The following is a 25752-nucleotide window of genomic DNA, read 5'->3' as shown; positions in this document are numbered from 1 at the left end:
GAATGCAACTATAATAAAAAAGCCGAGTATAAAACTCGGCTTCGGCTATCTTAGTGAAAGCTTATTGTAAGTTAACAATAATAAAAGGCGCTTCGAGATCATTTGCATTAACCACAAAGCGATATGCTCCTTCGGTTTCAATTAACAAGCTCAAGTTATTATTAGAAGCCGCTAAAGGTGTTTCACTCCCTAATATTACTTCTGAGCTATCTCCACCAGCTCCTAAATTTACAGTACTCCAATCACTGGTGGCCACTTTAAACTCATATGCATCACTTTGTGCACTAAGCTGTTTAGAAAAAGTATATAAACCATCACCACTGTATGTGAATTGATCGTCCGTCCCCCACAAACTACCAGCCTCATTTAAACTGCCACGTAAATACAACGACACATTTCCAAATGGCCCTATTTTTACCACTGTCAGAGTTGGGTTTTCTTTATCTGAAGCATTAAACGAGAACAAATAGTTATCCGCTGTGTCAGCCGTAAAACTAATATTAGCTCCGTTAGAACTAAGTTGTTTTTCTACTTGCAATTGAACAACAGCTTCTTGTTCTGAGGTGGCACCAAAATTCACGAGGTTCCAACTCTCTGAAGCAACTTTGAAACCAAAGCTTTCCCCAGCCGTTAGCGCCTTCATAATTTGATACTCGCCGTTACCAACATATTCAAATTGATCAGAGAGCCCCCACTCATTTAAATCACCACGAAGATACACCTCAGTGCTGCCATAAGGGACGATATCTGGCGCACCAACAGTTGCATCAGCACTCAAGCCAGCGCCTTGGCTCTCGCCTTGTGGTTTAACAAACACAGCCATAGTGTAAGCAGGCACAGTGAACGTGCCGTCGGTTTCACTGGCCGTAAAACTCACTTCCGTCATGCTACTATCTACACTGTTTTTAAGAGTTGGGTGTAATTCAAACCCAGTAGCCGTAAGTACCGTGTGTGAAAGTGCTTGCTGCGTCGCATTAATAACAACAACAACAGCATCTACTGCGGTATCTAAATCAACGAGACCTTCACCATCGTCAATACTCATTACTATCAAACCATGCTGCTGGTTTTCACCCACATTATGAAAGCCCACACGATCAATTACATCTTGTTCGGTGGTTAATCTAAATAATGGGCTGCTACTGCGAATTGCTAAGAACTCTTGGAACACATCGCCTGCATAAGCAATATCTTGTGGCATTGCCTGTGCATCAGAGTTAGCAGAAATAGGCATGATCTCAGGCCATTTCTCTTGGTTCTTCTCGGCATTTGGTAGACCAATGTTCCAGTTATTATTCTCTTTGGTTAAATCAACAGCATTAAACCAATCACCGGCATTATAACTATCACGATCCATTGACTTAGAACGCAGTAAATCAGCACCCAGTTGCATAAACGGAATGCCTTGGCTCATAAGTGGAATAGACAACGCCATGTTGTGCGCACGCACACGTTGCTCAATACTCATGCTTGATGCATGCTTATATTGCAACTGATCCCACAGTGTTTCGTTATCATGCTTAGATACGTAGTTAATGCTATCTGCTGGGTCTAACGCATAAGCCGTCGGCTGGGTGTTCCAACTAAAGCTATTGCCCTTTGCTGAGTTACCGTTAAAGTCTTTTAGTATGTAGTTTTGTAAGTTACCCGCCAGCGATAAACGTAACGTATCTTGCTCCGCTAGGTTGCCATCTGTCGGGTTATTACTAAACATTGCACCACCACGCACGGCTTCACGAATACGGTCGTTAAATGTACCAACCTCTGAGCCTGCCATATCAGCTTGCTTAGCTTGAGTGAATAAACGATTGTTGGCTACTTCACCAAAATCCCAACCTTCACCGTAGAAGTAGTTATCTGGGTCAACTGCTTGTACTGCTTCGCGCGCTGCTAAAATTGATGATTTAGGCATGTGGCCCATTACATCAAAACGGAAGCTGTCATAACCAAAGTCGCGAGCAAGAATAACCATTGAATCTGTAACGAATTTGTCCATCATTACATGTTCTGTAGCTGTGTTTTCACAACATGTTGAGCGCTCTATCGTACCTGATACTTCATTGTATCTGTGGTAATAACCCGGCACGAGTTTATCAAAAACAGATTTTTCCCAAATGCCTGATGACGTTGTGTGGTTGTATACCACATCAAGTACCACACGAAGTCCTACTTCTTGTAATGATTGCACCATGGCGCGTGTTTCAAGTACGCGAGCAATACCTTCGCTGCTTGATGCATATGAACCTTCAGGCGCAATAAAGTGATGAGGGTCATAACCCCAGTTAAAGCCGTCTAAATCACGCATCGCACTGGCTAGTGCTTGTGCATCATCTGAGCCAGGTAGGTAACTTTGCATAATATCGACAATGGTGCTGTTTTTATCTTCGATTTTACAGGCATCTGCTTCATCGTTTATACGCTCACATAATTTACCTAAGGTGTCAGTGATTTCAACGCGTTGCTCTGCATCTTCTTCAATAGTGCCAATATCAGTCACTGGGAGTAAATGAAAGTGTGTTAAGCCTTTATCAGCTAATTGCTTAAGGTGCTGCATTGGCACGCTTTCAAGTTCAGTGAATGCCAGGTATTTACCGCGATTTGCTTCGCTCACTGACTGATCGCGAACACTAAAATCACGTACATGGCCTTCATAAATAACCGCATCTTCTGGGTTAGTAATTGTCGGCACGATACGCTCATCCCAGCCTTGTGGTTTAGTGTCGTCATCGCTCAAGTTGATCAGCTGTGAATAAAGCCCATTACTAGATACATTTAACGAATAAGGGTCTGTACTCCATAGGCTTTCGATTGCTTTGGTGGTTGGATGATAAACATCAAACGCAAAGCGATAATAATGGCGGTCGTATTGGCTGTCTAAACTGACTGACCAAATACCTGTATTGTTATCTAACGTCATGGCGGTGCTATGCACTTGTGCTTTATCAGCGTCAAATACATTGATCATCATATTATTTGCAGTGGGTGCCCATACTGAAACATCAATTGCATTGTTATTATAATGCACGCCTAACATGGCTTCATTCGCGTCACTTTCACCTTGGGTGTACAGTGCATCAAGGGCTTTTGCTGTTTGTACAAAACTTGCTTCAAGTAGCTTGCCTTCTGCATCGTAGCCCGCTACAACGAGCTGTTGTTTTATAAGCTGCTTTGCAGTAGAGGCATCCCAATTACCTTGATAAGCAGTCCACTCAGCTAAATGAGGTACTTTTGCAGCTTGCTCATCACTTAACTGTGTTGCTGTAAGCTCAACGGTTTCACCATTTAAACCTGTATCTAAGTCAACCTCTAGCTCAGCGGTTGTAGATGAGTGTAACTTGATGATTTGCGAAAGCTCATTACTAGGCTTATACAATACCGTATTTAAATCAATCCAATGTGCTGATGCGCCATCAATCGCAACCGGGCGTTCACCTAGGCTTGCAACTGGAAACTCAAATACAGATGGCTCACCATCAAAAGTAAAGTTCATACGTACAAAGCGCTCATCGTCTTGCATCAGTGGCATGGTTAAATCCACATCACCATGCGCTTTGCCTGAGCCTTCTGTGCCAATATGAATAATAAAATTAGCGCACTCGGTGTAACCGTCTTTGAGTGCCACAATCCAGTAAGCACCATAATTTGGATCAATACCGTCGTATTCGTGGCCATCAGCCCAATCTGTTGCATCAAACGGTGGCGCATAAGCATCACAGCCGTCGGTATTCCATGAATGTAAGCGGTAGCCTTCGTACCCTTCATTTTCATCGCGCTTATAAAATAAAATAGCCTCGCCTTCGCCTGCAAATACAACTGGGTCTGGTAAGTCAGGGTTATAGCCATTGATACAGCTTTCATTGTTCGCATCAGGAAACAACGGTGCGTCGCAAGAAATAGGCTCGGGATCAACGCATTGAGTCCCTTCGGTGTTAGGAACTTGTGGTACATCACACGTTAAAAGAGTTTGCCCTGCTTTTACATCGCTACTACCTGAACCACCACAGCCAAACAGTAACGTTAAGCTCACTGCAAGTAGCAAATGAGTCATTTTAGTTATTATATTCATTATGTATGCTCCAATTTGCATTAATGGCTATAGGTAAAACCTAAATAAACCTGACGTCCAAAGTACTGGGTAGTCCCAGTAATACTTTCATTTCCAAAGTAGCTTTGAGTGGGTTCATCGGTGAGGTTATTAACCTGTAGCAACATGCCAAATGAGTCTGTAAATTGGTAAGAGGTTTGAAAATCGACTACGGTCTCGGCGTCAAAATTTACCACTTGTTCATTAATTGCCACTTGCTCTGAAACAAAGTCTGAGCGATAGCGCACGTTAAGGCGGGTTTCAAAGTTATCTTGGCTGTAAAACAAAGTGCCGTTTAACACGTTTTTAGATAAACCAGGTAAACCTTGAGTCGTCGTGTCGCCCCCTAAACTAGTGATAGATTCAACTTCGCTCTCTGTGTATGAGTAGCTGCCGTTAAAACCTAAACCATCAAAAGGTGCGGGTAAGAATGAAAATACTTGTGTATACGCAAGCTCAATACCGCGAATGTAACCGCCATTGGCGTTATTAACCGCCGTTGTGTAAGTGCCGTTAGTGGTGGCTACTTGCTCGCCACTTTCTGGGTTTTCAATATACTCGGGGACGTTAAAACCATTGCCTTTAAAATCAAATCCCTCTATCGCAATAGTATCGATAAACGAATCTATATTTTTATAAAAACCAGCCACAACAAGCGCACCATCTGATTCATCAAAATAATGCTCGTAAGAGATATCGTATTGGTCGGCATAAAATGGTTTTAAGAATGGGTTGTTAGTACTTGAGCCATTTATTTTACCGGTGGTTTTATCTGCCTGCGCACTGGCATCCCCTGCCAATCGGTTGATTGGCGGACGCGACATCACTTTAGCCGCCGCTAAACGCAATTGCGTGTTATCAGTTAACTGAAAGTTTAAGTTAAGCGATGGCAAGTAATCGGTGTAAGTAGTGCCAAGCACATTAGGTAGATAGTTTTGATTTACAATGCCGATGCTATCGGTAATATTTTGTGCGCCCAGCGCTAAATCCCCGTTGACGTTCTCTAAAATCGTGGCCGATTGGTCGGTATCGACACGGCGAATACCAATATTACCCAGCACGGGCATATTGCCAATCTCAGCATTAATATTAAGCATAGCGTACGCTGAAAGCACTTCTTCATACACTGAGCCACTTTGTAACATAGTCCATGAATAGTTTGTGGTGTAACCTTGTGGGTCAACCACCCCATCAGCGTTACCCCAGGTGGTCACCGGTGTAGGCGCACCTTCTGGGAACCACGCATTGAGCGCTTTATCTACATCAATCGCTAAATACGATGGAAAGTAACTAAACTCGCCTTGCCAATCCACAACATCAACCATGTCATCAGTTAAGTGCAGTGGCGGCTCGCTTGCTGAAAACGCACCATCATCACCATACTCAAACACAGAGCGGTTATTGCTATATTCACGATCAGAATAACGCGCACCAAACTCAACAGAGCTAAACCAGCTGTTATCCAACTCGTATTTAAAATCAAGTCGATAAGCACTTACTTCATCTTCATTTTGATATGGATAAATACCGTATTTACTTACCATTACCCGGTCGATATCGCTAAATGCAGCTGCTTGATTAAAGCCGACATCCGGTAAATTTAAACCATTAAGCTGATAGTTTATTGATACGTTTTTATCTAACACTGGCTCTTGCGCTGTCGCATCTTCGGCAACCAATGCCCACAATAAACCATTGCGAAAATTACTCTTTGCTCGCGACAAAGACACATCCATATTGACGTTTAAACGCTCTGTTACTTGCCAGTCCGCGTTAACGCCGTAACTGTCTACTTCGTCAAAATCTTGGTTATCATCGTTAACGATTTCAATTCGGGTATAGCTTTTTGAGGTGCGATTAACAGAGGCGCCAACCACTGAATTGCCCTCTAGCTGAGCGTTTGTATAAGTGGCCGTTGGGCCGCCTAACTTCACTCGTAAACCACGGGCAAATGACTCAGTGTCAAAGCGTGATAAAAACACATCACCCTTTAGCTTAAAGTTATCTACAGGTATCCATTCAATTGCTGCCATGTAACCGTTACGGGTTTCTTCACCACCTAAATGCTGGAGCTCAAAACCTTCACTAATGTATTCATTTTCTGGGTTTACTTCAGGGCCATTAGTATCATTTGCCAAGCCATCTATATCTTTATTATCGTTATAAGCTAGACCAATAAACTGTGTTGCTACACTAGGTTGAAATAAACGCGCATAGCCAAGCGCAACACCTAAAGTGTCGTCAAGATACTTACCTTGGTAGGAAAAGCTAATGCGGTCGCCAAACTCAGTGGCATCGTTCACCTCAGACGCTCGGTCGTTGTACATGCCTCTAGCGTTGACCACAAACTTATGCTGCTGTTCATTATCAAGCGGGCTGGCTGTTTGCAGCTCTACCGTACCTGCAACACCGCCTTCAATAAGCGAAGCTTTTGGTGATTTATACACGGCTGCTGAGCTGATCAATTCAGACGGGTACTGATCAAACTCAATACTGCGACTGCCACTGGTTGATACTTGCTCACGGCCATTTAGGGTTGAAAACACAAACCCACCCGACATACCACGAATGTTTATTTCGGCGGCTTGACCACCGGTTCTTACAGCTGAAATACCTGGTAATCGCGTTAGTGCATCTGCCATTGATACATCAGGTAACGCTCCTAAATCATCGGCAGATAGCTGCTCTGACACTGTATCTGTAAAACGTTTTTGGTTAAGTGATTGAATTAAGCTTCGGCTAAAGCCGGTTACTTCAATAACTTCTAAATCCTCATCTAACTGTGGATTGACTGTTGCTTGTGCCTCACTTTCAGCTGCAGCCAATGCACTGCTGGCTGCAAACATTGCGAGCATTAATGCACTCAGTTTAAATTTCCCCATGAGCTTCCTACCCTATTGATTTTATAATTGTATGCTGTTTATTTTTAAATTGTGGATAAAATAAAACCAATAAAGTGTAACTAAAAAGTAAATTAAGTGTGATGAATACGTATGCACTAATAGGGGTAACGTCTAGCCTTGATAGGTAACGAGTAGCTAAATGCTACAATTGTGCAGCTAACGTGAAATGAATAGAGGATTTAGCATAAAAAACAGGCAAGCAATAAATGTTCAGCCTGAGCTAAACAACGGCTTTTTGATAAAGCACTATAGGATGATTCAATGCAAACAAACTAAACCATTAGAACCACTCGCACAGCAAGGGCTATAAAAATCACCGCTAATATTTTATCAAGCCAAGGGGAGGATTTAGTAAAAGCAAAGCGCTTTTTTGAAAGCTCAGTCAACGCTGCAACAATCAAATACCAGCCAGTATCAATAACAAATACGGTCAAGCACATGATCATACCCACTTTAAAAGTTAGGTTTGCAGGGTCTATAAACTGTGAAAATAACGCTAAAAAGAACACCGCAAGTTTGGGATTCAAAAACGCAATAGCAAATCCATCTTGCAGTGCTTGCTTAGAGTTGCCACTTTGCTGCGCAACTTGAAGCTCATCACCACTGGGTTTTGCTAATAAAATTTTAACACCTAAATATGCTAAGTAGGCTGCACCTAAGTAAACTAACACTTGATATACAGTGGGAAACTGTAACATCAGTGCGCCAAGGCCAAGCAAGGATGCCGCGGCATAAAAGCCAACGCCGACCCCATGACTAACAGCCGCCAGCATGCCGTTTTTCATACTGCCATGAATGCTATGCTTTAACACTACAGCCAAACTTGGTCCGGGAGACATCGCACCCATCATACAGACAGCGACTAAACTGAGCCAAAGTGATAGTGTCATTTATCACTCATTATTTTCAATCAGAAGAACATAACCATAAACTTGGCCATATAGCCCCGTTGAGGCGCTAACATTTATTACTTTCCAGCCGCCTTGGTTTAATTGATAAATTCGCTCGTTAAGTGCATCAATATCAATGCCACCTCTAAAATAACCACGCTGTTTTTTAAATTCTATTATTTTTTGCATTGCTATTACCTTTTAAAGTTGATACTCAAAATCATAAAAATGAATACCAGCTTCGATGCGAATTGCCATTTTCCCGCTAAGGCCGGTAAGTTCATGGCTACCAGAATCTGGCACTACATTTAAAATCAATGAATCTTGGCCTTTATCCATAGAGCCAAAATGCTGCAATACAAAACTACCTTGTTTGCCTGCAAGAGTGCCAACTACTTGCTCAATTGCCACATAACCGGCACTACCTTGGGTGGCGGTCATGGCGCTGAGCATTTCGCCAGTACTGGTTGCATCAAGCTTCCCAGTAAAGGTTTTATCAATCGACATACGACCTAAATTTACGCCATCAATGCCTTTGGCATAGCCTTCGATTGGGTTGAGTTTAACGTTAAATTCACCTGTTACTTTATGAGTTGCCATGATAGTCCCTTTGTTGTTATGAAGTTAGTTATTGAAATTACGATTTAAGCAACCATATCTATACCCTATTGAACAAAAAGAATCCAGCATGAGCACCAGCAAAGCCGAACCAAAAGACAAAGCAGCTTTTAGTAGTTTAATTCCTATTTTCCAGTTTATTAAGCCTTATAAATGGGTGGTTTTTGCAGCTCTTGCAGCATTACTTGTTACTGCTGGGGTTAATTTATCATTGGGCCAAGGAGTTAAATTTGTAATCGATCATGGCTTTATTGCCGGCTCCCAAGCGCAATTAAAACAAGCCATAATCGTGCTAATTGGTTTGATCAGCCTATTAGCCATCGGTACCTTTAGTCGCTTTTATTTAATGTCGTGGATTGGTGAGCGGGTTAGTAACGATATTCGCAAAGCAGTATTTGATCGCATAGTTACCCTGCACCCAAGCTACTTTGAAGAAAACCGCAGCGGTGAGCTCATGTCACGCTTAACCACTGATACCACCTTACTGCAATCAATTATTGGTTCGTCATTTTCAATGGCACTGCGCAGCGCACTGATGCTGGTAGGTGGTTTAGCTATGTTGTTATTCACTAACTTAAAACTCACGTTAGTAGTGGTGGCCTGTGTGCCTTTGGTATTAGTGCCTATGATGGTGTTTGGCCGTAAAGTACGCAAACTTGCCAGCTCCAGCCAAGATGCCATTGCTGACATCAGCACTTATGCGGGTGAAATAATTCAAAATATTAAAGTAGTGCAAAGTTATAGCCACGAACAACGTGAGCAACAAGCCTTTGCCCTAGAAACAGAAAAAGCCTTTAAGGTGGCTAAAAGTCGTATTAAACAACGTTCGTTTTTAATTGCCGCAGTGATCTTTTTAACCTTTAGCGCCATTAGTGTGATGTTATGGGTTGGCGGTAGTGACGTACTGGCGGGGACGATGAGTGGTGGTGAGCTGGGTGCATTTGTGTTTTATGCCATTATGGTGGCAATGTCGGTGGCGACCGTGGCTGAAGTTTATGGCGAGCTACAACGTGCAGCGGGTGCTGCCGCAAGACTGCTTGAATTACTCGCGGTGAAAAGTGAAATAGTAAACCCAATCCAGCCACTTGATGAAAAGTTACAAAGCAACACTGATGCAGCTGCTATAGAACTCAATAACATTACCTTTAATTACCCATCTCGCCCTGATGTAAGCGCACTTAAAAACGTTACGCTTAATATTAAACAAGGCCAAACCGTGGCAATTGTAGGCCCCTCTGGTGCGGGTAAAACCACCTTATTTGAATTACTACAGCGCTTTTATGATCCAGCCAATGGCGAGATTAAATTCCACGGCATTGATATAAAAGATCTCTCCCTAAACACGTTACGCAACAGCATGGGTATGGTGGCACAAAACCCAATTTTGTTTAGCTCTGATGTAATGCACAATATTCGTTATGGCAACCCAGATGCAAGTGATGAGCAAGTATATGCTGCCGCTAAGCATGCCCATGCCGATGAGTTTATTGCACAACTACCAAACGGCTATGCCAGCTTTTTAGGTGAGCAAGGCGTTCGCCTATCAGGTGGCCAAAAACAACGTATTGTACTAGCACGCGCAATATTAAAAGACCCTGAAATACTGCTACTCGATGAAGCAACCAGTGCGCTGGATGCGCAAAGTGAGCATCATGTACAAGCCGCGCTTGAACATTTAATGCAAAATCGGACCACACTGATCATTGCCCACCGCTTAGCTACAGTAAAACACGCCGATGTTATTGTAGTGATGGAGCAAGGTGAAATTATCGCAACCGGTACTCACCAACAATTATTAGCGACAAATCCGCTTTATCAAAAATTATGTGAGCTGCAGTTTAATAGGGATTGAAGCGGTAAGCGGTAAGCGGTAAGCGGTAAGCGGTAAGCGGTAAGCGGTAAGCGGTAAGCGGTAAGCGGTAAGCGGTAAATAATCTCAATCACCAGCTAATAAACAAGTGATTGAGATAAATAAATGTAAATAACTAGCCTTCGGTGTTTGGTACGATTTGAATTTCTACTCGGCGGTTTTGTGCGCGGCCGTTGGCGCTGTCGTTACTGGCGATTGGTTGGGTTTCACCGTAACCACGGGTGCTGATACGCCCAGCTAGGATTTGTTGATTCACTAAGTAACTTTTAACACTCTGAGCACGTTGCTCAGACAAGGTCATGTTGTAGCTGTCTTTACCTGTGCTGTCAGTATGACCTTCAATGCTTAGGTACGTTTTTTCATATTTGTTCATTACTTTTGCAATGGCATTTAAGGTGTTATGAAACCCAGATGAAATATACGATTGATCTGTTGCGAAGGTAATATTAGATGGCATCACTAAACGTAAGTTATCACCTTCACGTACAACTTCAACACCGGAGCCTGCCAGTTCATCGCGAAAAGCCGCTTCTTGCTTATCCATGTAATCACCAACAGCAGCACCTGCTAGCGCACCAATAGCAGCACCAATGAAGATACGTTTATCATCATGATCTCCCGTTGCCTTACCTAGTACAGCACCCGTTGCAGCACCAATGCCAGCGCCCATTCCTGTGTTGGTGGTTTCACAACCTGTTAGTAATAGTCCAACAATTGTTGCCGTTAGTAATGGTTTGGTTAAAGTCATGGTATCTCCTTGGTTATTATTTCTTTCATTAACATCTAGTATGCAAAAATCGCAATGAACGAATCATGAAGAAAGAGTTAAAAGCGCAGCATCTGCCCATAAATTGCCATGGTTTTCATTTTTACGCAGATACAACCATCATGAAGCATCTAAATGTCACGAAAATTTGTCATAATGCGATAATCTCAATATTAAGAGCGATAAATTTATGTTGTTTGTTATTTTTAAACAGTTTTTTTTACTTGGATGTATGAGTTTTGGCGGCCCTGCGGCACATCTAGGTTATTTTAAGCGCCACTTTGTTGATAACTTGCAATGGCTCAATGCGCAGCGTTATGCGCAACTGATCAGTCTTAGCCAAGCACTGCCAGGGCCAGGTTCTAGTCAAGTCGGTTTTGCTATTGGTGTTGAACGTGCAGGAGTATTAGGTGGTATTGCGGCATTTGTTGGCTTTACCTTGCCTTCATTTTTGATCATGGCGTTACTCGCCATCAGCGCCCATCAATTTGACGCTATTTATTTCGCAATTATTGCTGGCTTAAAATTATTTGCAGTGGTGATCGTCGCTGATGCAACCCTAAGTATGGCAAAAAGCTTTTGCACAAGCTGGGCTCTTAAAGCAATTGCTGTGTTGAGTACTTTAGCGCTGATATTGCTGCCTAACTTAAGCGGTCAGATTTTAGTACTCGTTATTGCCTCACTGATCGGCGCTTTTTATCCTTTACTCAAACTTGGTGCGAACGAAGCCCCTCTAGAAAGCACTAGCCTCGCTATTAATTGGCCTGCATTAATACTATTTGCGCTGTTATTACTGGTTAGTTTTGTCCCATTAGGGTCTCAATTTTCAGTGTTCGCACCTTTTTATCAAGCGGGAGCGATGGTATTCGGCGGCGGCCATGTTGTACTGCCAGTTTTACAAGCAGGTTTGCCAAGCTTACCAACCGAGCAATTTTTAAGTGCCTATGCCAGTGCGCAAGCCGTACCAGGCCCTATGTTTACCATTGCCACTTATCTTGGTGCTGAACTCAATAATAACCAGCCATTGCTGGGCGCTGTGATTGCAACCTTATTGATTTTTACTCCCGGTTTTTTATTGATGTTAGCATTTCAAAAAAGCTGGCTACAATTAGCTCAACGTCCACGTTTTGCAAGCTGTATAGCGGCGCTTAATGCTGCCGTTGTGGGGTTTTTAGCTGCAGCGTTGTATTCACCGATTTGGACATCAGCCGTTCACTCTATTTGGCATATTGTGATTGTTGCCGCTGCTTTTGCATGGCTAAGGCTTGCGAAGCCACCTATTTGGTGGCTGTTAATCGCATTTGTTAGTCTTGGTCTACTTCAGTATTATTTGCCACTTTGATCGTGGGCTTAATACCGGTTGGGCTAATAGGCGCAGGGCTAAATTGCCCTGTAACACTTTGATAGGCACGCAAGTCAAAAATCGGGAGTACTGCAAGTAAATGATCCATGATCTCTGCTTGTAAGTGCTCGTAGGATATCCAACGCTTGTCTTCACTAAAACAATAAAACTCAATAGGTAAACCATGGTTTAGTGGTTGCAACTCACGCACCATTAAGGTCAGCGAGGTATTGATTTTACTGTGCTGTTTTAAGTAGCCTTCAGCATAACGACGAAACAGCCCTAGGTTTGATACCGGATCTGGGAGCGTATTCATTTTAATATACTCTTTCAGCGCGATAGTTTGGCCAATGGTTTTAGTAAGCTCATCGTCAGCTAAACGAATACTGTTCATATCAATATTGAGTGAACGCTTAATTCGACGCCCACCCGACTCTTGCATACCGCGCCAGTTTTTAAACGAACCTGCCACCAGCATATAAGTCGGAATAGTCGTAATGGTGTTATCCCAGTTGCGTACTTTTACGGTGTTTAAGCCTAAATCAATCACCTCACCATCTGCGCCGTAATTATCTACTTGGATCCAATCGCCGTAGGTTACTAAGCGATTCGCTGCTATTTGAATGCTGGCGACAAAGCCTAAGATGGTGTCTTTAAATACCAACAAGGTCACCGCAGCTATAGCACCAAAACCAGAGAGGATATAAGTTGGCGATTTTTCAAGTACGATACTCACAATCAAGATTGCGCAAATCATAAAAGTGATTAACTTAACAACTTGAATTAAACCTTGGATAGGCACTTCGCGGGCAAATTCCAGTTGATTATAAATGCCACCAGCAATACTGACAATGCTACTAATAATAAAACCAACATGAATAATAAGCAGCGTTTGACCTATGGTTTTAAATACCTCAGCGGAAAATTCACCAACGGGATAAACACTGTCAAAAGTTGCCAAAAATAGTACGCAACACAACATGCCAGCAAAACGGCGATTGAGCTTAGTGAGCATTGGCGCCAATAGGCCAATCCGTTCAGGAGAGAGTTTTGTCACCACTTTTTGAATGCCTGGCAACATTAATCGACGAGTAAATAAATACACGATCAAGAGCGAGAACACCCCAATCGCGGTAGCGGTAAGAGAGCTGAACAATGCCGTATCCGGCATGCCTTCAAACCAAGGTGTAACTAATTGCTGTAGACGAGTTTGTGTAGTCACGATTGTTCAATCTCCTTATTATTGATTATTACAGCTTCAGAGTCGCGCTCTGCATAGGCTGCAGCCAATTCACTATCTTTACTTAACCATAATTGGTTGATCGATTCTTGAAAACGAACTCTAAACTGGCTATCGAGCTGGTAGTTACCCAATAGCTCAGGGCTTACAGGAACTAAAGTAATATTAATGGTTACTCGATTTAATCGTCCGCGCAAAAAACTACCACAAATATGATTACTTTGCGCTTGGTACAATAGGGTTGTATTGAGAATAGCATCAAATTGATCGCCAAGTACTTCTAATGCAAATGCAATGCCGCCCGCTTTAGGCTTTAATAAATGCGTAAAAGGACTTTGTTGTGCGTGATGCTTTGCTTTGGTAAATCGGGTGCCTTCTACAAAGTTAATGATGGTGGTTGGGTGGCTACGAAAATTACGGCAGCTATGCTTAGTGCGTGCAACATCAAGGCCTTTAAGTTGTGGGTTTTTAGCAAGCTGGGCTTTACTAAGACGTTTCATAAATGGCATACCCATAGCCCATGCACCAGAGCCAATAAGCGGCACATATTTAAGCTCATCTTTTAAAAAGAACTTAGGTGCGGGCAACACATCAATGGCACTAAGTACCACAATATCAAGCCAACTAAAATGATTTGATATCAGTAAGTACCAACCGAGTTTATTGACATCCCCATTAATAACTGTGGTGATCTCTGCGTTGCTTAACTTTAAACCGAGTCGGTTACCACTGCACCAACCCTGATACGCGCTATGCAGTAAGTTACTTACCCAAGCCATAGGCAATACTAGCTTTATTAACCCAAGTGCTAGCACAACACAGCCCCACAGCAACGTATTACTAAAAAGTACAACGCCTACAGTAAGGCCGTTTAGCCATTTCGGTATGATATTTTTTAGCATGTGTACTCACTGTTAAAAATCACTTAGCTTGTTGCTCAAGTTTAACAAGTTGCTGCTCTTTCTCTTGCCATAAACGATTTAATTCTGATTGGAAGCTTACTCTAAACTCTGAGTCGCCAGTGTAATCGCCAATTAATTCTTCACTTACCGGTATAACCTCAACGTGTACGTTGATCTGCTTAACTCGGCCACTGGCAAAATCAACAAAGGTGGGTATGCCATCAGGATACTGAATTGTTACGTTTACTACTTTAGATATTTGCTCCCCCATTGCTTGCATTACAAATGCAACACCACCGGCTTTTGGTTTCAACAAGTGTGGAAACGGACTATTTTGACGCTGGTGCTTTGCCTTTGTAAAACGCGTACCTTCTACAAAGTTAACAATACTCACTGGCATTTCTTTAAATTTTTCGCAGGCTTTACGCGTCGTTTCTAAATCTTTACCACGCAGTTTGGGGTTCTTTTTAAGCTGGCTTTTACTGGTGCGGGTCATAAACGGGAAATCTAGCGCCCACCACGCCAAGCCTAAAATTGGCACATAGAGTAGCTCTTTTTTTAAGAAGAAGTTTAAAAATGGAATACGGCGATTCAATAAACGCTGTAGTACCAAAATATCCACCCAGCTTTGATGGTTGGCAATAACCAAGTACCAGTCTTTTAACTTAACGTCCTCAAGACCTGTGACGTTTAATTTATACGGTGTAAAGGCATTTTGATTTAACGAGTTACAAGTAACCCACATAGTCGCACACTTTTTAGCCGCCCAACTCATGGCTTTTTGCAATGGTTTAATCGGCAGTAATTTAATTAAGCCACAAATAAAAATAGGGATAAACCAAATCACAGTATTTATGGTGTAGAAAAAGATACTAAAAATACAACGGATCAAAGACATTACTACTTAATTCCTTTCAATTAAAACTGTTTGGCAATGTATACCCAAACCACCTCAAAAACGCTGAATTCTGCATCTTGAGGTGGTTTAGGTATATGACGCAATACGCAGTATCGCAATTAATCTTCAAAATAGGTATACCCTTCAAGGCCCGCATTTAGCTCCGCTAAATATTGCTGCTTAACAGGTTCACTAATATCTAACTGCTGTACTGTGGTAGCAAAGTTATCCGCAAAAATATCGCTATCATAATCAACAAACTTTAATACATCCTTAACGCTATCGCCCTTAATCGCGTTAGTTAACTGATAGCCTTGCTCGGTGAGTTCAACGTGTACAGAATCAGTATCACCAAACAAGTTATGTAGGTCTCCCAATATCTCTTGGTACGCCCCAACCATAAACATGGCAATGTGGTATTGCTGACCAGGCACATATTGTGGAATTGGCAAGCTAGTTTCAATCCCTGCACCTTCAACATATTCACGAATTTGACCATCAGAATCACAAGTAATATCTTGAATAATGGCACGTTGTGTTAGCGGCTTGTCGAGATTTTCAATCGGCATTACCGGAAATAATTGCTGAATGCCCCAAACATCAGGCAATGATTGAAATAATGAAAAATTCACAAACAGTTTATCAGCCAATTTTTCATTAAGGTCATCAAGCACTTCACGGTGCGCACGGGCATTGCTTAAAGAGGCACGAACGCGATGCAAAATAGTAAAATAAAGCTGCTCTATTTTCGCCCACTCCAACATGCTGACTAAACCATGGACGTATTGATCATGTGCTTCGCTGAATAAATGCATTGCATCGTGATAAATTTCCAGTGCCATACGTGGATTTAAACGCTGTAAACATTGCCACATTTCATCAAGTACTAAGGCACTATTAGGCTCAGGTGCACTTGGGTTACTATGATTAGGCGCTTGTTCAACGTCGATAACATCAGTGATCAACACCGCATGGTGCGCAGTAAGTGCGCGGCCTGACTCTGTAATAATCGCAGGATGCGTTAAATCATGCTGCTCGCATACTTCTGCAAAGGCATTAACCACATTACGGGCGTATTCTTCTACTGTGTAATTCATTGAACACGCGCTGCGTGAACCGGAACCTTCGTAATCAACGCCGAGTCCACCGCCCACATCAACGGTGTTTAATGGCACACCTAGCTGAGTTAGCTCAGCAAAGTGGCGGGAACATTCACGTAAAGCGCGGTGAATATCACGAATATTGGCAATTTGTGAACCAATATGAAAATGCACCATTTGCATTAAATGCAGCTTATTATGCTGTTTAAGTACTTCAACTGCCGCTAATACTTGCCCAGCAGTTAAGCCAAACTTACCTTTTTCGCCACCAGTATTTTGCCACTTGCCTTTACCCACTGAATTTAAACGGATACGAATACCAATAGCTGGTTCAATACCTAAATCTTCAATTTCAGCTAACAAGGTTGTTAATTCAGAAAGTTTTTCAACCACGATTTTAACTTTGTGGCCCATTGCTTGACCAATACAGGCTAAACGTAAAAACTCGCTATCTTTATAGCCATTACAAACGATAGTAATTGGCTGTTTAGCGACACCTAAAATTGCCATTAACTCAGGTTTTGAGCCAGCCTCTAAGCCCACTAAACCACTCGGGTGTGCTAATAGTTTGCTGACCACTGAACGTTGTTGGTTTACTTTAATTGGGTATACGCAAGTATATTGCCCTTGATAGGCACGAGCATTGCGCGCACTGCTAAATGCACTGGTCATAGTATCAACACGATTTTGCAAAATATCGGTAAAGCGTACTAATACAGGTAACGTTAACCCTTGCTTTTTGAATTGCTCAGTCAACTCGGTTAATGAAATAGCGGCTTTAGTTTGATCGCCATCCGGATAGGCAACAAGCTCACCTTGGCTATTGATATCAAAGTAACCATCGCTCCAATGTGCGACGTTATATGTAGAGCGTGCTGTATCTAAACCCCAAGTCATGGCAAATTCTTCTATAGTTAACTGTTTTTGGCGGAATCACGTATTTTAATACGTCATAACTCCCTACGCTAACAAAAAATGACCTTTAAACCAAAGCTAGGATAAAATATTCGCTATACTGGTTAAAATTTCATTGAGCAAAACGCCAAGCACTGGCAGAATTGCCCCTTTTTCATACTCAACTCAAAAGTGTAACTAGCGACATGGCAAATTTAGATCAAAGTAAATGGTTTACCGAAATCAGCGAACGTGACGGCAGCGCGTTTTCTCTACGTATTAACAAAAAGTTAGATGAGCAGCAATCACCTTTCCAAAAGGTTGAAATGTATGAAACTACCGATTTTGGCAACCTAATGATAATTGATGGTTGCACTATGGTAAGTAGTCGCGAAAACTTTTTTTACCATGAAATGATCAGCCACCCAGCTTTACTTGCTCACCCAAACCCGAAAAATGTAGTGATTATCGGCGGTGGTGATTGCGGTACATTACGTGAAGTACTAAAACACCCAAGCGTTGAGGCTGTTACACAAATCGATATCGACGAAGTAGTGACACAAATGTCATTAAAATACTTCCCTGAATTATGTGAAGCAAACCAAGACCCACGTGCCACCGTAATGTTTGACGACGGGATTAAGTACATGCGTGAGCTTGCTGCTGATTCAATTGATGTTGTTATTGTTGATGGCACCGATCCGGTAGGCCCAGGTGAAGGTCTATTCAACCATGCATTTTACACTAGCTGCTTAAATGCCCTTCGCACTGGCGGCATTATGGTGCAACAAAGTGAATCACCATTAATGCACATGCCATTATTGGTTGAGATGCGCGATGCAATGACAGACGTTGGCTTTAAAGACTTACAAACACTACCATTCCCACAGCCGATTTACCCAAGTGGTTTATGGTCAGTGACACTCGCGCGTAAAGATGAAGCTTTCGCAGGCTTTAGAGAAGATGCTGCCGCAGAGCTTGCCCAAGGTACTGAATACTATAACAGCGGTATTCATCACGGCGCACTGGCAACTCCTAATTATATGAAGCGTGCTTTTGCTAAACAGTAAGCTTTGTATATTTGATTGATCTAAAAAAGGGTTCATGCGAACCCTTTTTTATTGCCTGTCACTGTATGTGCTGCTTTGGGCTAAACTTTAAAACGTTGTACCAACCGGTTCAGCTCATCGGTTAATTGATTCATTCTTACAGCCACTTCCTCGGTGGAACGCGCAAGTTCGCCACCTTGCATAGTTTGGTCATTTAAGGACGATAAATTATGGCTAATTTCTTCAGCAACCGCGGTTTGCTCATCGGTTGCTTGCGCTGTTTGCATCGCCATATCATTCACTTTTATTGATGATTGCTGCATAGCATTTAGCACATCATTAGTTTGTGTAAATGAGCTTACCGCTTCATCAGCGAAGCGCTTACCACCATTAATTGCCGTTAACGACTGTTCTACGCTATTGGCAAATTGTTCCACCATTTTTTGTATATCATTAGTACTTTCTTGGGTGCGAGTTGCCAAAGTCCGGACTTCATCAGCCACCACCGCAAAGCCTCGACCTTGCTCTCCCGCTCTAGCAGCTTCAATAGCAGCGTTCAACGCAAGTAAATTAGTTTGCTCTGCAATTGCACGGATCACCTCGAGTACTTTGGCGATATTATCAGAGCTTTGCTGTAGCTCGGTTGATTTATTACTCGCGTGTTCCATGTTGTCAGATAACGCGACTATTTTATCACTCGAATTAGCCACCGCCGTCAAACCCTGTTTAGCTAGTTGTTGTGAATTATCGGCTTCTTTAGATGACTGCTGCGCCACATTAGCGACTTCGCGACTAGCGACACTCATTTCATGCACCGCACTGACGATAGACTCAGATGCTTGGCTGAGCTTTTGGTTGATCTGATTATTTTGATTAGCAAACTGATTGAGATCAACACCTAAGTGATTTAGCTCTTTTGCCTGCTCTAAAATATCTCGTATAAGTTGTTGTAGGTTATCTAAAAAACGATTAAATGCCGTGGCTAACTCAGTAAACTCATCCTTGCTTTTCACTGCTATTCGCCCGGTTAAATCGCCATCACCTGAGGCGATATCGTTGATTCGCGCAGTCACATAATTCATTTGCTTCGTTAATTGCCGCGGAATGCTATAGCTAAACCAACCAGAGATAGCTAACAACACTACTACCATAATCAATAAAAATCCTTTGGTGGTGGTGATTTTTTCAAGCAGTTTTTGCTTTTCGTTTTTAGATGTTAGTTCGGCTTGCTCACCGGCTTTATCTAAAATGTCACGTAGTGCCGCGAATTCTGTATCAGCTTGAAGGCTCTTTTGCTGATTTTGTGGATCATTAATATATGCATTTGATGCCGATAGCCAGTTATCAAAAGCGCGGTTAAAATTTGTAAATTGCGCTGTAACTTCTGGATAAGCGGATAAATACTGTAAATACAGCTTAAATCTTTCAGCCACTTGCTCGGCATTTTCTTGATGTTCTTGTCGCTCTTCTTTACTGCCTATTTTATTAGTAACTAGATGTAACTCTGCTACTTTAGCTTGATAGAGATCGCGATCGCCATTAACGACTACTGAAATTGCATTTAGAAACCGCTCAGATTGTGCATCTAAAGCCGCTTTTTGTAGATTAATTAAATATGTGTAACCTGTGATCAGCACAATTATTGCAACCCCAAGTAGCACAATTGGAACGGAGCTTTTAACACGAATACTCTGTAATCTCATGCCTCACCTTTACCTAAAAATTCAGTATCAATCGATATTTAAAGGTAGTTCAAATGCAAAAAAATTACCATTAATAGCGCCACTGCACATTTAAGCTCAGCTGCTGTTGCGATAACGTCTTAGCAACTCCCATTGCCTCACGATTATCAGCCTGGCTATGCAGGGCTGAACCTTCAATGCCCAATTGCCACTGCGGTGTTAACTGATAGCGCCATGTTGCAGTAATACCTTCCCCATGGCTAGCGTTTGGATCAAACGCCCAATCATCGTGATCGGTTACCTCAAAAAAATCATACCGTATCGAGAACCGGTGTTTTGCGATTTTATGGCTAAGTAATGCAAAATGGCTGTAAAAGTCATTATTAACACCGCGACTTTTGCCCATTGCCGTGTTGCCTGACATAGCTTGCACTATTAAGCGGGTTTGAGCTGTAAACTTATAGAGCCAAGCTGCGCTGGCAAAGCGTGTGTCCCATGCATACTGACCTGTAGCATAATTTAGCGCAGCAGGATCGCCATTATTATCATAATAATAAAAACGAAATTGTGATTTTTTTAAGTAATCCCAATGCATTCCCAGGTAATAACCAAACCGGCCATCCACCTCTTCAAAAGGAAGAACTTGATTTGCCTGATGCTGCAATTGTGGCGTACTAAAAGATGCAATCGGTGCAAAAGCGACACTTTCATTGAGAGTCGTTTGACGGTCATGTAATGCAAATCCACGCCACGCAAGTAAGGTTCCTGCCGGATCATTGCCTTTAAAAGTAGCACCAACAAAACTAAAGCTATGCGCACTATTGAAACTTCGTCCAGGGCGTTTAATAGTTGCCTCTACGCCTAGGGTACGTATTTCTTCGCCTACCCATGAGTTTATTGCAGAGTTAGTATAATTATAAGGTGACAGCCAACCCATATCGGGGTTTTCTAATGATAACTGCGGGTAAAAAGCACCAGCGCGTACATGCCATTTATAATGACTTGGTGTGAGTGGCTGATACTGAAAATAGGCTTGGCTAAAACCTAACGTCGCCTGCGGATCTTGATAGGCATTAATTACCCCATGCGCTGACCAATTAGTACTTAAATCAACTCTGAAATCAAGCAAACCTTGTGAAAGCATCACCCCATCATTTTCGCTATCATAGCGATAAAGCCCAACACCACCCTCTTGCCAGCTTAGTTGTGGATCGCCTTGTACTGCACTTAACTGTATAAGACCTTTAACTTCAGCATTCGCATTAAACGCGATAAATACACTGATTAATGCTAAAAAAAGCAAGCTGTAATTAGTAATCATCGAATTCATCTACACCTACAGCAATTCTTGGGATTACTTTTTGTTTAAGTCGATAACTCAAGTCAGCTTGCGACAAAACCACTGGCTGAGACTCGATGTTACTAATATCTGCAAACCCTTCATGCCAAACATTCAACGTATAATTACCCTGCTCAATGTTTAATGACACTCTGCCCTGCTCATCTGTAATAGCATAATAAGGACTATCAACCACCACAATATAACCCAGCATCCAATCATGGATGTTACAGCCGAGCTCAACAACACCTGTTTGCTCAAAGCGGATCGGCGCTTGCGGTTGTTCACGATACAATTTTAATTCAAATGATTTAGCGTTTGAGAACGAGTAAACGTGATGCATGATTGAATCTGCGTTTGGAAACTCAACTTGCGAATTCTCAGGTACAACTAAAATATGCGGAGTGAATTGCCTATCTTTTTGCGTCATTACAAATGGGGAGCTTTGCAATTCAGATGATGCTTTTATTGCAGCAGACGACAACCAAACCACTGCATTAGGCTGAGGGCGTTGCTCTTGATCATAAATAGTAATCACCCCTGCAAAGCTTTTACATGCTGTAATAATAAATAAAAATACGAGTAAACGTTTCATTGAGTCAAAGTCTTATTATTTGATTTCCCTAATTATAGGCTTTTTTCTATCACTTTATTGTTAGATATTGTTCGCGATTCAAAATTAATTGCTCACACTAACTAAGTGAATACGTATGCAGCCATCTCGTAATCAAAGCACTTGCGCTTTATGCTAAATGATTCAACACACATCAAGGAACAGCTATGCGATTACCTTTGCTACTTCTACTTGGATTTTCAAGCGCTTGCTTTGCGAAAGACGCGACAATTCAATCTCCGAACGGAAATATAAAAATAACCATTTCGGATCAGCAAGCTATGCCAAGCTATAAAATCAGCTTTAACGGCAAACATGTTATCGAAAACTCATCTCTTGGCTTTGAATTTAAACAACAAGCCCCTTTTGCCGAGGGTTTCAAAATAACTGACGTAAAACACGCTCAACACGAGAGCCAATGGCAACAGCCTTGGGGAGAGCGCGAAACAGTTATTGATAAGCATAACGAAGTGGCCGTTACCTTTAGCAAAGCTGCCCCTCACGCTGGCACTTACACCGTTCGTTTTAGAGCTTTTGATGATGGTGTAGGCTTTCGTTACGAAGTACCTAAACAAGCTGGCTTTGAAAACATCGAAATAACCAAAGAACTCACAGGGTTTGCTATTGCGGGTGCAGATAAAGCGACTGCTTGGTGGATCCCAGCTCGTGGCTGGAATCGCTATGAATACGTTTATAACACCACGCCATTACAAGATGCTGCGCTGGTGCACACACCATTTACGTTTAAAAATGCTGACGGTGTTCATGTCAGTATTCACGAAGCAGCACTGGTTGATTACGCAGGCATGGTACTCAATCAACGCCGCCCAGGTACATTACAAGCCGATTTAACTCCTTGGTCTGATGGTATTGCAGTTAAAAAACACGGCGCGTTTAATACACCGTGGCGCACCATTCAAATTGGCGAGAAAGCCGTTGATTTGATCAATTCAGATATTATTTTAAACCTTAACGAACCAAACAAACTCGGCGATGTGTCTTGGGTTAAACCCGGTAAATATGTCGGTATCTGGTGGGGAATGCACATCAATGAGACTACTTGGGGGAGCGGAGAAAAACATGGCGCAACCACAAAAAATACCAAGTATTACATGGATTTTGCAGCTAAGTACGGCTTTGATGGTGTTTTGGTTGAAGGCTGGAACATTGGCTGGGATGGGGACTGGTTCTTCAATGGCGACGTGTTTAGCTTTACTAAACCTTACGATGATTTTGATATCGCTGAGCTAACTCGCTACGGTAAACAAAAAGGTGTGCAATTGATTGGTCACCATGAAACTTCTGGCAACGTAACGAACTACCGCGAGCAAATGGAAGACGCTTACGCACTATACGAAAAATCTAATGTCAGCCAAGTTAAAACCGGTTATGTTGCTGATGGTGGCAACATCAAACGCATTGATGAAAATGGCATTGCCCGTCACGAATGGCACGATGGCCAATTTATGGTTAACGAATACCTACACAGCATCAAACTAGCCGCTAAACATAAACTCAGCATTAATACCCATGAGCCAATTAAAGATACTGGCCTGCGCCGTACGTATCCAAATTGGATCGCCCGTGAAGGTGCTCGCGGCCAAGAGTTTAATGCGTGGGGCACTCCACCAAACCCACCTGAGCATATTCCAATGCTTGCTTTTACTCGCATGCTGGCAGGACCTATGGACTTTACCCCGGGTATTTTTGATATGAGCTTTAATGGTTTAGGCGCTGATACTAACCGCCCACAAACCACCTTAGCTAAGCAGCTGGCTTTATATGTTGTAATGTATAGCCCAATTCAAATGGCCGCTGATCTACCGCGTAACTATTTGGCAAAGCCTGATGCGTTTCAGTTTATTCAAGACGTACCAACTGACTGGCAGCAAAGCATTGCGCTTGATGGTGAAGTTGGCGACTACGTGGTATTTGCCCGTAAAGAGCGCAAACGCGATCATTATTCAGGTAACGATTGGTACTTAGGCGCAGTGACCGATGAGCAAGCCCGTAGCATAGAAGTTAAACTCGACTTTTTAGAGCAAGGCAAAAAGTTTGAAGCACAGATTTACCGTGATGGTAAAAACGCTGAATGGAAAAATACCCCGTATGATTTAATCATCGAAAAACGTGTTGTAACAGCGGCAGATAAATTAACCCTAAAGCTCGCCACCAGCGGTGGCACCGCCATTAGATTTAAAGCGCTGTAACGTTAGTCATAAGTTTTAGCCGTAAGCGATAAGTTGCTTACGGCTAAAAGCTACTTAGGTAAATAAATTTGCGCACTTAAACCACCTTCTGGGCGATTAACAAGCTTAACTTTACCGCCATGCATATCGATTATTCGTTTGATAATTGCCAAGCCTAAGCCGCTGCCTTCACTTCCTCTGGCTGCATCACCTTGTTTAAACGGTTCAAACACGGTTTCCAGCTCACTTTCTGGAATACCGGGGCCATGATCATTGACCATCACCACAGCGTATTTTTTATCACTGCTGATCGCCGTTTCAACTTCAATGTCGCCACCTGAATAACGAATGGCATTTTCAATCATATTGGTAACAACGCGTTTAATTGCCACCATACTTAAAGGAATATTACTTATACTGGGATTTTCAGTAAAGGTAATGACTCGTTGATGTTTTTGCTCTGAGTGCACCACTTCTGAAACAATCGCGTTAAGATCTTCAAGCGCGAGCTCTTCACGTTTGTGGTGGCGTAAATATTCAATAAATTGATCGATAATGGCATTCATATCTTCAATGTCGTAGATGATCCCTTCTCGCAGGTAGTCTTCTTCATCCGACATCATTTCGGTAGCAAGGCGAATGCGTGTCAGTGGCGTACGTAAATCATGTGAGACACCCGCCATCAATAATCGACGGTCATTTTCAAGTGCAGCAATACCCCGTGACATTTGGTTAAACGCCCGTGTTACTTCAATCACTTCTGTTGAACCATGTTCTTCAAGCTTAGTAGAAAAATCACCAACACCTACTTTAACAGCCGCTTGCTGCAATGCTTTTAATGGCCGATTTAAGTGACGGGCAAAAAGCCAGCCGCCAAGCACACTTAAAAAACCGATACTGGATAAATAGAAGGTCAAAAATTCGAGGTTGTTTTCTTTAAAACCAGTTAGGGGGACTTTAACCCAGTAACCGGGGGCTTGCGGTGCTTCAACCCAATATACTAACGGATCGGTTTGACTGATGCGCACTCGGGCAGAGCCATTTAATTGCTCAGACATACTGCGTGATAGCATTGAATACTCACGGGTTTGGCCGAGCCCCTCGCTCATCGCTTGGCGCTGACTCATGACTTCAATACCGGTTATTTCAAAAAACTTATTCGATACTTCATCGCTGATCTCAACGCCATCTTCCCAATCAATAAACACGGTTTTGATCTGTTTGGCTAAAATCAGATTAACTTGCTCAATAGTGGGCTTAACGACATAAAGACTCACGGTGATATACGATACCACTTGGTTGATCAGCAATAATGCCGCTACCAAAAACACCGTTTGGCCAAATGCACTTTTGGGAAACATACTCATAGGAGG

18 protein-coding genes are annotated in these 25752 nt (G+C 42.4%); 4 read left to right on the top strand and 14 right to left on the bottom strand.

Annotated features, from left to right (window positions below; all coding sequences use genetic code 11):
* Positions 1-61: 61 nt before the first annotated feature.
* From V7783_RS17535 to V7783_RS17515, 5 genes are all read right to left on the bottom strand, one after another.
* The gene (locus V7783_RS17535) at positions 62-4066 is read right to left on the bottom strand and encodes an alpha-1,6-glucosidase domain-containing protein (protein ID WP_335679818.1); all 4005 of its coding nucleotides are present in this window, start codon (positions 4064-4066) and stop codon (positions 62-64) included.
* 20 nt (positions 4067-4086) lie between these two features.
* Positions 4087-6966: a TonB-dependent receptor gene (locus V7783_RS17530; RefSeq protein WP_335679817.1), complete on the bottom strand. Its 2880-nt coding sequence runs from the start codon at positions 6964-6966 to the stop codon at positions 4087-4089.
* 293 nt (positions 6967-7259) lie between these two features.
* Complete coding sequence (locus V7783_RS17525) at positions 7260-7877, bottom strand: LysE family translocator (protein WP_335679816.1); 618 nt, start codon at positions 7875-7877, stop codon at positions 7260-7262.
* Positions 7878-7880: 3 nt separating this feature from the next.
* A complete protein-coding gene (locus V7783_RS17520) occupies positions 7881-8066 on the bottom strand; it encodes a hypothetical protein (protein ID WP_335679815.1) in 186 nt (61 codons plus the stop codon).
* Between the two features lie 12 nt (positions 8067-8078).
* Positions 8079-8477: a DUF3224 domain-containing protein gene (locus V7783_RS17515; protein ID WP_335679814.1), complete on the bottom strand. Its 399-nt coding sequence runs from the start codon at positions 8475-8477 to the stop codon at positions 8079-8081.
* 88 nt (positions 8478-8565) lie between these two features.
* Between V7783_RS17515 and V7783_RS17510 the strand changes: the two genes are divergently transcribed.
* Entirely contained in the window at positions 8566-10347 is a 1782-nt protein-coding gene (locus tag V7783_RS17510) for an ABC transporter transmembrane domain-containing protein (RefSeq protein WP_335679813.1), read from the top strand.
* Between the two features lie 133 nt (positions 10348-10480).
* Here V7783_RS17510 and V7783_RS17505 read toward each other — a convergent pair whose 3' ends face one another.
* Positions 10481-11113 carry an OmpA family protein gene (locus V7783_RS17505; protein ID WP_335679812.1) on the bottom strand — a complete coding sequence of 211 codons (633 nt, stop codon included), beginning with the start codon at positions 11111-11113 and terminating at the stop codon, positions 10481-10483.
* Between the two features lie 208 nt (positions 11114-11321).
* Here V7783_RS17505 and chrA point away from each other — a divergent pair, with 208 nt between their 5' ends.
* Positions 11322-12473 carry a chromate efflux transporter gene (gene chrA, locus V7783_RS17500; RefSeq protein WP_335679811.1) on the top strand — a complete coding sequence of 384 codons (1152 nt, stop codon included), beginning with the start codon at positions 11322-11324 and terminating at the stop codon, positions 12471-12473.
* Here chrA and V7783_RS17495 read toward each other — a convergent pair.
* From V7783_RS17495 to speA, 4 genes are all read right to left on the bottom strand, one after another.
* Entirely contained in the window at positions 12436-13644 is a 1209-nt protein-coding gene (locus V7783_RS17495) for a mechanosensitive ion channel family protein (RefSeq protein WP_335679837.1), read from the bottom strand. The two genes, chrA and V7783_RS17495, sit on opposite strands and share 38 nt — an antisense overlap.
* 47 nt (positions 13645-13691) lie before the next feature.
* Positions 13692-14615, bottom strand: coding sequence for an acetyltransferase (locus V7783_RS17490; RefSeq protein WP_335679810.1), 924 nt, complete (start codon positions 14613-14615; stop codon positions 13692-13694).
* A gap of 19 nt (positions 14616-14634) precedes the next feature.
* Positions 14635-15513 carry an acyltransferase gene (locus V7783_RS17485; protein ID WP_335679809.1) on the bottom strand — a complete coding sequence of 293 codons (879 nt, stop codon included), beginning with the start codon at positions 15511-15513 and terminating at the stop codon, positions 14635-14637.
* A 119-nt stretch (positions 15514-15632) separates the two neighbouring features.
* Positions 15633-17510: a biosynthetic arginine decarboxylase gene (gene speA / locus V7783_RS17480; RefSeq protein WP_335679808.1), complete on the bottom strand. Its 1878-nt coding sequence runs from the start codon at positions 17508-17510 to the stop codon at positions 15633-15635.
* Between the two features lie 203 nt (positions 17511-17713).
* Here speA and speE point away from each other — a divergent pair, with 203 nt between their 5' ends.
* The gene (gene speE / locus V7783_RS17475; protein ID WP_335679807.1) at positions 17714-18577 is read left to right on the top strand and encodes a polyamine aminopropyltransferase; all 864 of its coding nucleotides are present in this window, start codon (positions 17714-17716) and stop codon (positions 18575-18577) included.
* An 80-nt stretch (positions 18578-18657) separates the two neighbouring features.
* Here the strand turns inward: speE and V7783_RS17470 are convergent, their stop codons facing one another.
* From V7783_RS17470 to V7783_RS17460, 3 genes are all read right to left on the bottom strand, one after another.
* Positions 18658-20259: a methyl-accepting chemotaxis protein gene (locus tag V7783_RS17470; RefSeq protein WP_335679806.1), complete on the bottom strand. Its 1602-nt coding sequence runs from the start codon at positions 20257-20259 to the stop codon at positions 18658-18660.
* Between the two features lie 70 nt (positions 20260-20329).
* Positions 20330-21559, bottom strand: coding sequence for a hypothetical protein (locus tag V7783_RS17465; protein ID WP_335679836.1), 1230 nt, complete (start codon positions 21557-21559; stop codon positions 20330-20332).
* Complete coding sequence (locus tag V7783_RS17460; RefSeq protein WP_335679805.1) at positions 21549-22172, bottom strand: methylamine utilization protein; 624 nt, start codon at positions 22170-22172, stop codon at positions 21549-21551. Before V7783_RS17460 ends, V7783_RS17465 begins: the two co-directional genes overlap by 11 nt.
* A gap of 185 nt (positions 22173-22357) precedes the next feature.
* Between V7783_RS17460 and V7783_RS17455 the strand changes: the two genes are divergently transcribed.
* Positions 22358-24400, top strand: coding sequence for a glycoside hydrolase family 97 protein (locus V7783_RS17455; RefSeq protein WP_335679804.1), 2043 nt, complete (start codon positions 22358-22360; stop codon positions 24398-24400).
* A gap of 50 nt (positions 24401-24450) precedes the next feature.
* On the opposite strand, the gene envZ is transcribed toward V7783_RS17455, so the two are convergent.
* Positions 24451-25746 (bottom strand): two-component system sensor histidine kinase EnvZ, encoded by a 1296-nt coding sequence (gene envZ / locus V7783_RS17450; protein ID WP_335679803.1) that lies wholly within the window; start codon positions 25744-25746, stop codon positions 24451-24453.
* Positions 25747-25752: the final 6 nt, after the last annotated feature.

The sequence above is a fragment of the Pseudoalteromonas sp. genome (genome assembly GCF_036960685.1).
In the GTDB taxonomy this organism is placed as follows: domain Bacteria; phylum Pseudomonadota; class Gammaproteobacteria; order Enterobacterales; family Alteromonadaceae; genus Pseudoalteromonas.
The sequence above is the reverse complement of the archived record's forward strand: the minus strand, read 5'-3'. Positions and strand labels throughout refer to the sequence as shown.

Coding starts and splice junctions, on each gene's coding strand:
- V7783_RS17520 (WP_335679815.1), bottom strand. CDS start 8,066: ATGCAAAAAATAATAGAATTTAAAAAACAGCGTGGTTATTTTAGAGGT.
- V7783_RS17460 (WP_335679805.1), bottom strand. CDS start 22,172: ATGAAACGTTTACTCGTATTTTTATTTATTATTACAGCATGTAAAAGC.
- V7783_RS17485 (WP_335679809.1), bottom strand. CDS start 15,513: ATGTCTTTGATCCGTTGTATTTTTAGTATCTTTTTCTACACCATAAAT.
- V7783_RS17465 (WP_335679836.1), bottom strand. CDS start 21,559: ATGATTACTAATTACAGCTTGCTTTTTTTAGCATTAATCAGTGTATTT.
- V7783_RS17505 (WP_335679812.1), bottom strand. CDS start 11,113: ATGACTTTAACCAAACCATTACTAACGGCAACAATTGTTGGACTATTA.
- V7783_RS17515 (WP_335679814.1), bottom strand. CDS start 8,477: ATGGCAACTCATAAAGTAACAGGTGAATTTAACGTTAAACTCAACCCA.
- speE (WP_335679807.1), top strand. CDS start 17,714: ATGGCAAATTTAGATCAAAGTAAATGGTTTACCGAAATCAGCGAACGT.
- V7783_RS17530 (WP_335679817.1), bottom strand. CDS start 6,966: ATGGGGAAATTTAAACTGAGTGCATTAATGCTCGCAATGTTTGCAGCC.
- V7783_RS17525 (WP_335679816.1), bottom strand. CDS start 7,877: ATGACACTATCACTTTGGCTCAGTTTAGTCGCTGTCTGTATGATGGGT.
- V7783_RS17470 (WP_335679806.1), bottom strand. CDS start 20,259: ATGAGATTACAGAGTATTCGTGTTAAAAGCTCCGTTCCAATTGTGCTA.
- speA (WP_335679808.1), bottom strand. CDS start 17,510: ATGACTTGGGGTTTAGATACAGCACGCTCTACATATAACGTCGCACAT.
- V7783_RS17455 (WP_335679804.1), top strand. CDS start 22,358: ATGCGATTACCTTTGCTACTTCTACTTGGATTTTCAAGCGCTTGCTTT.
- envZ (WP_335679803.1), bottom strand. CDS start 25,746: ATGAGTATGTTTCCCAAAAGTGCATTTGGCCAAACGGTGTTTTTGGTA.
- V7783_RS17510 (WP_335679813.1), top strand. CDS start 8,566: ATGAGCACCAGCAAAGCCGAACCAAAAGACAAAGCAGCTTTTAGTAGT.
- chrA (WP_335679811.1), top strand. CDS start 11,322: ATGTTGTTTGTTATTTTTAAACAGTTTTTTTTACTTGGATGTATGAGT.
- V7783_RS17535 (WP_335679818.1), bottom strand. CDS start 4,066: ATGAATATAATAACTAAAATGACTCATTTGCTACTTGCAGTGAGCTTA.
- V7783_RS17495 (WP_335679837.1), bottom strand. CDS start 13,644: ATGCCGGATACGGCATTGTTCAGCTCTCTTACCGCTACCGCGATTGGG.
- V7783_RS17490 (WP_335679810.1), bottom strand. CDS start 14,615: ATGCTAAAAAATATCATACCGAAATGGCTAAACGGCCTTACTGTAGGC.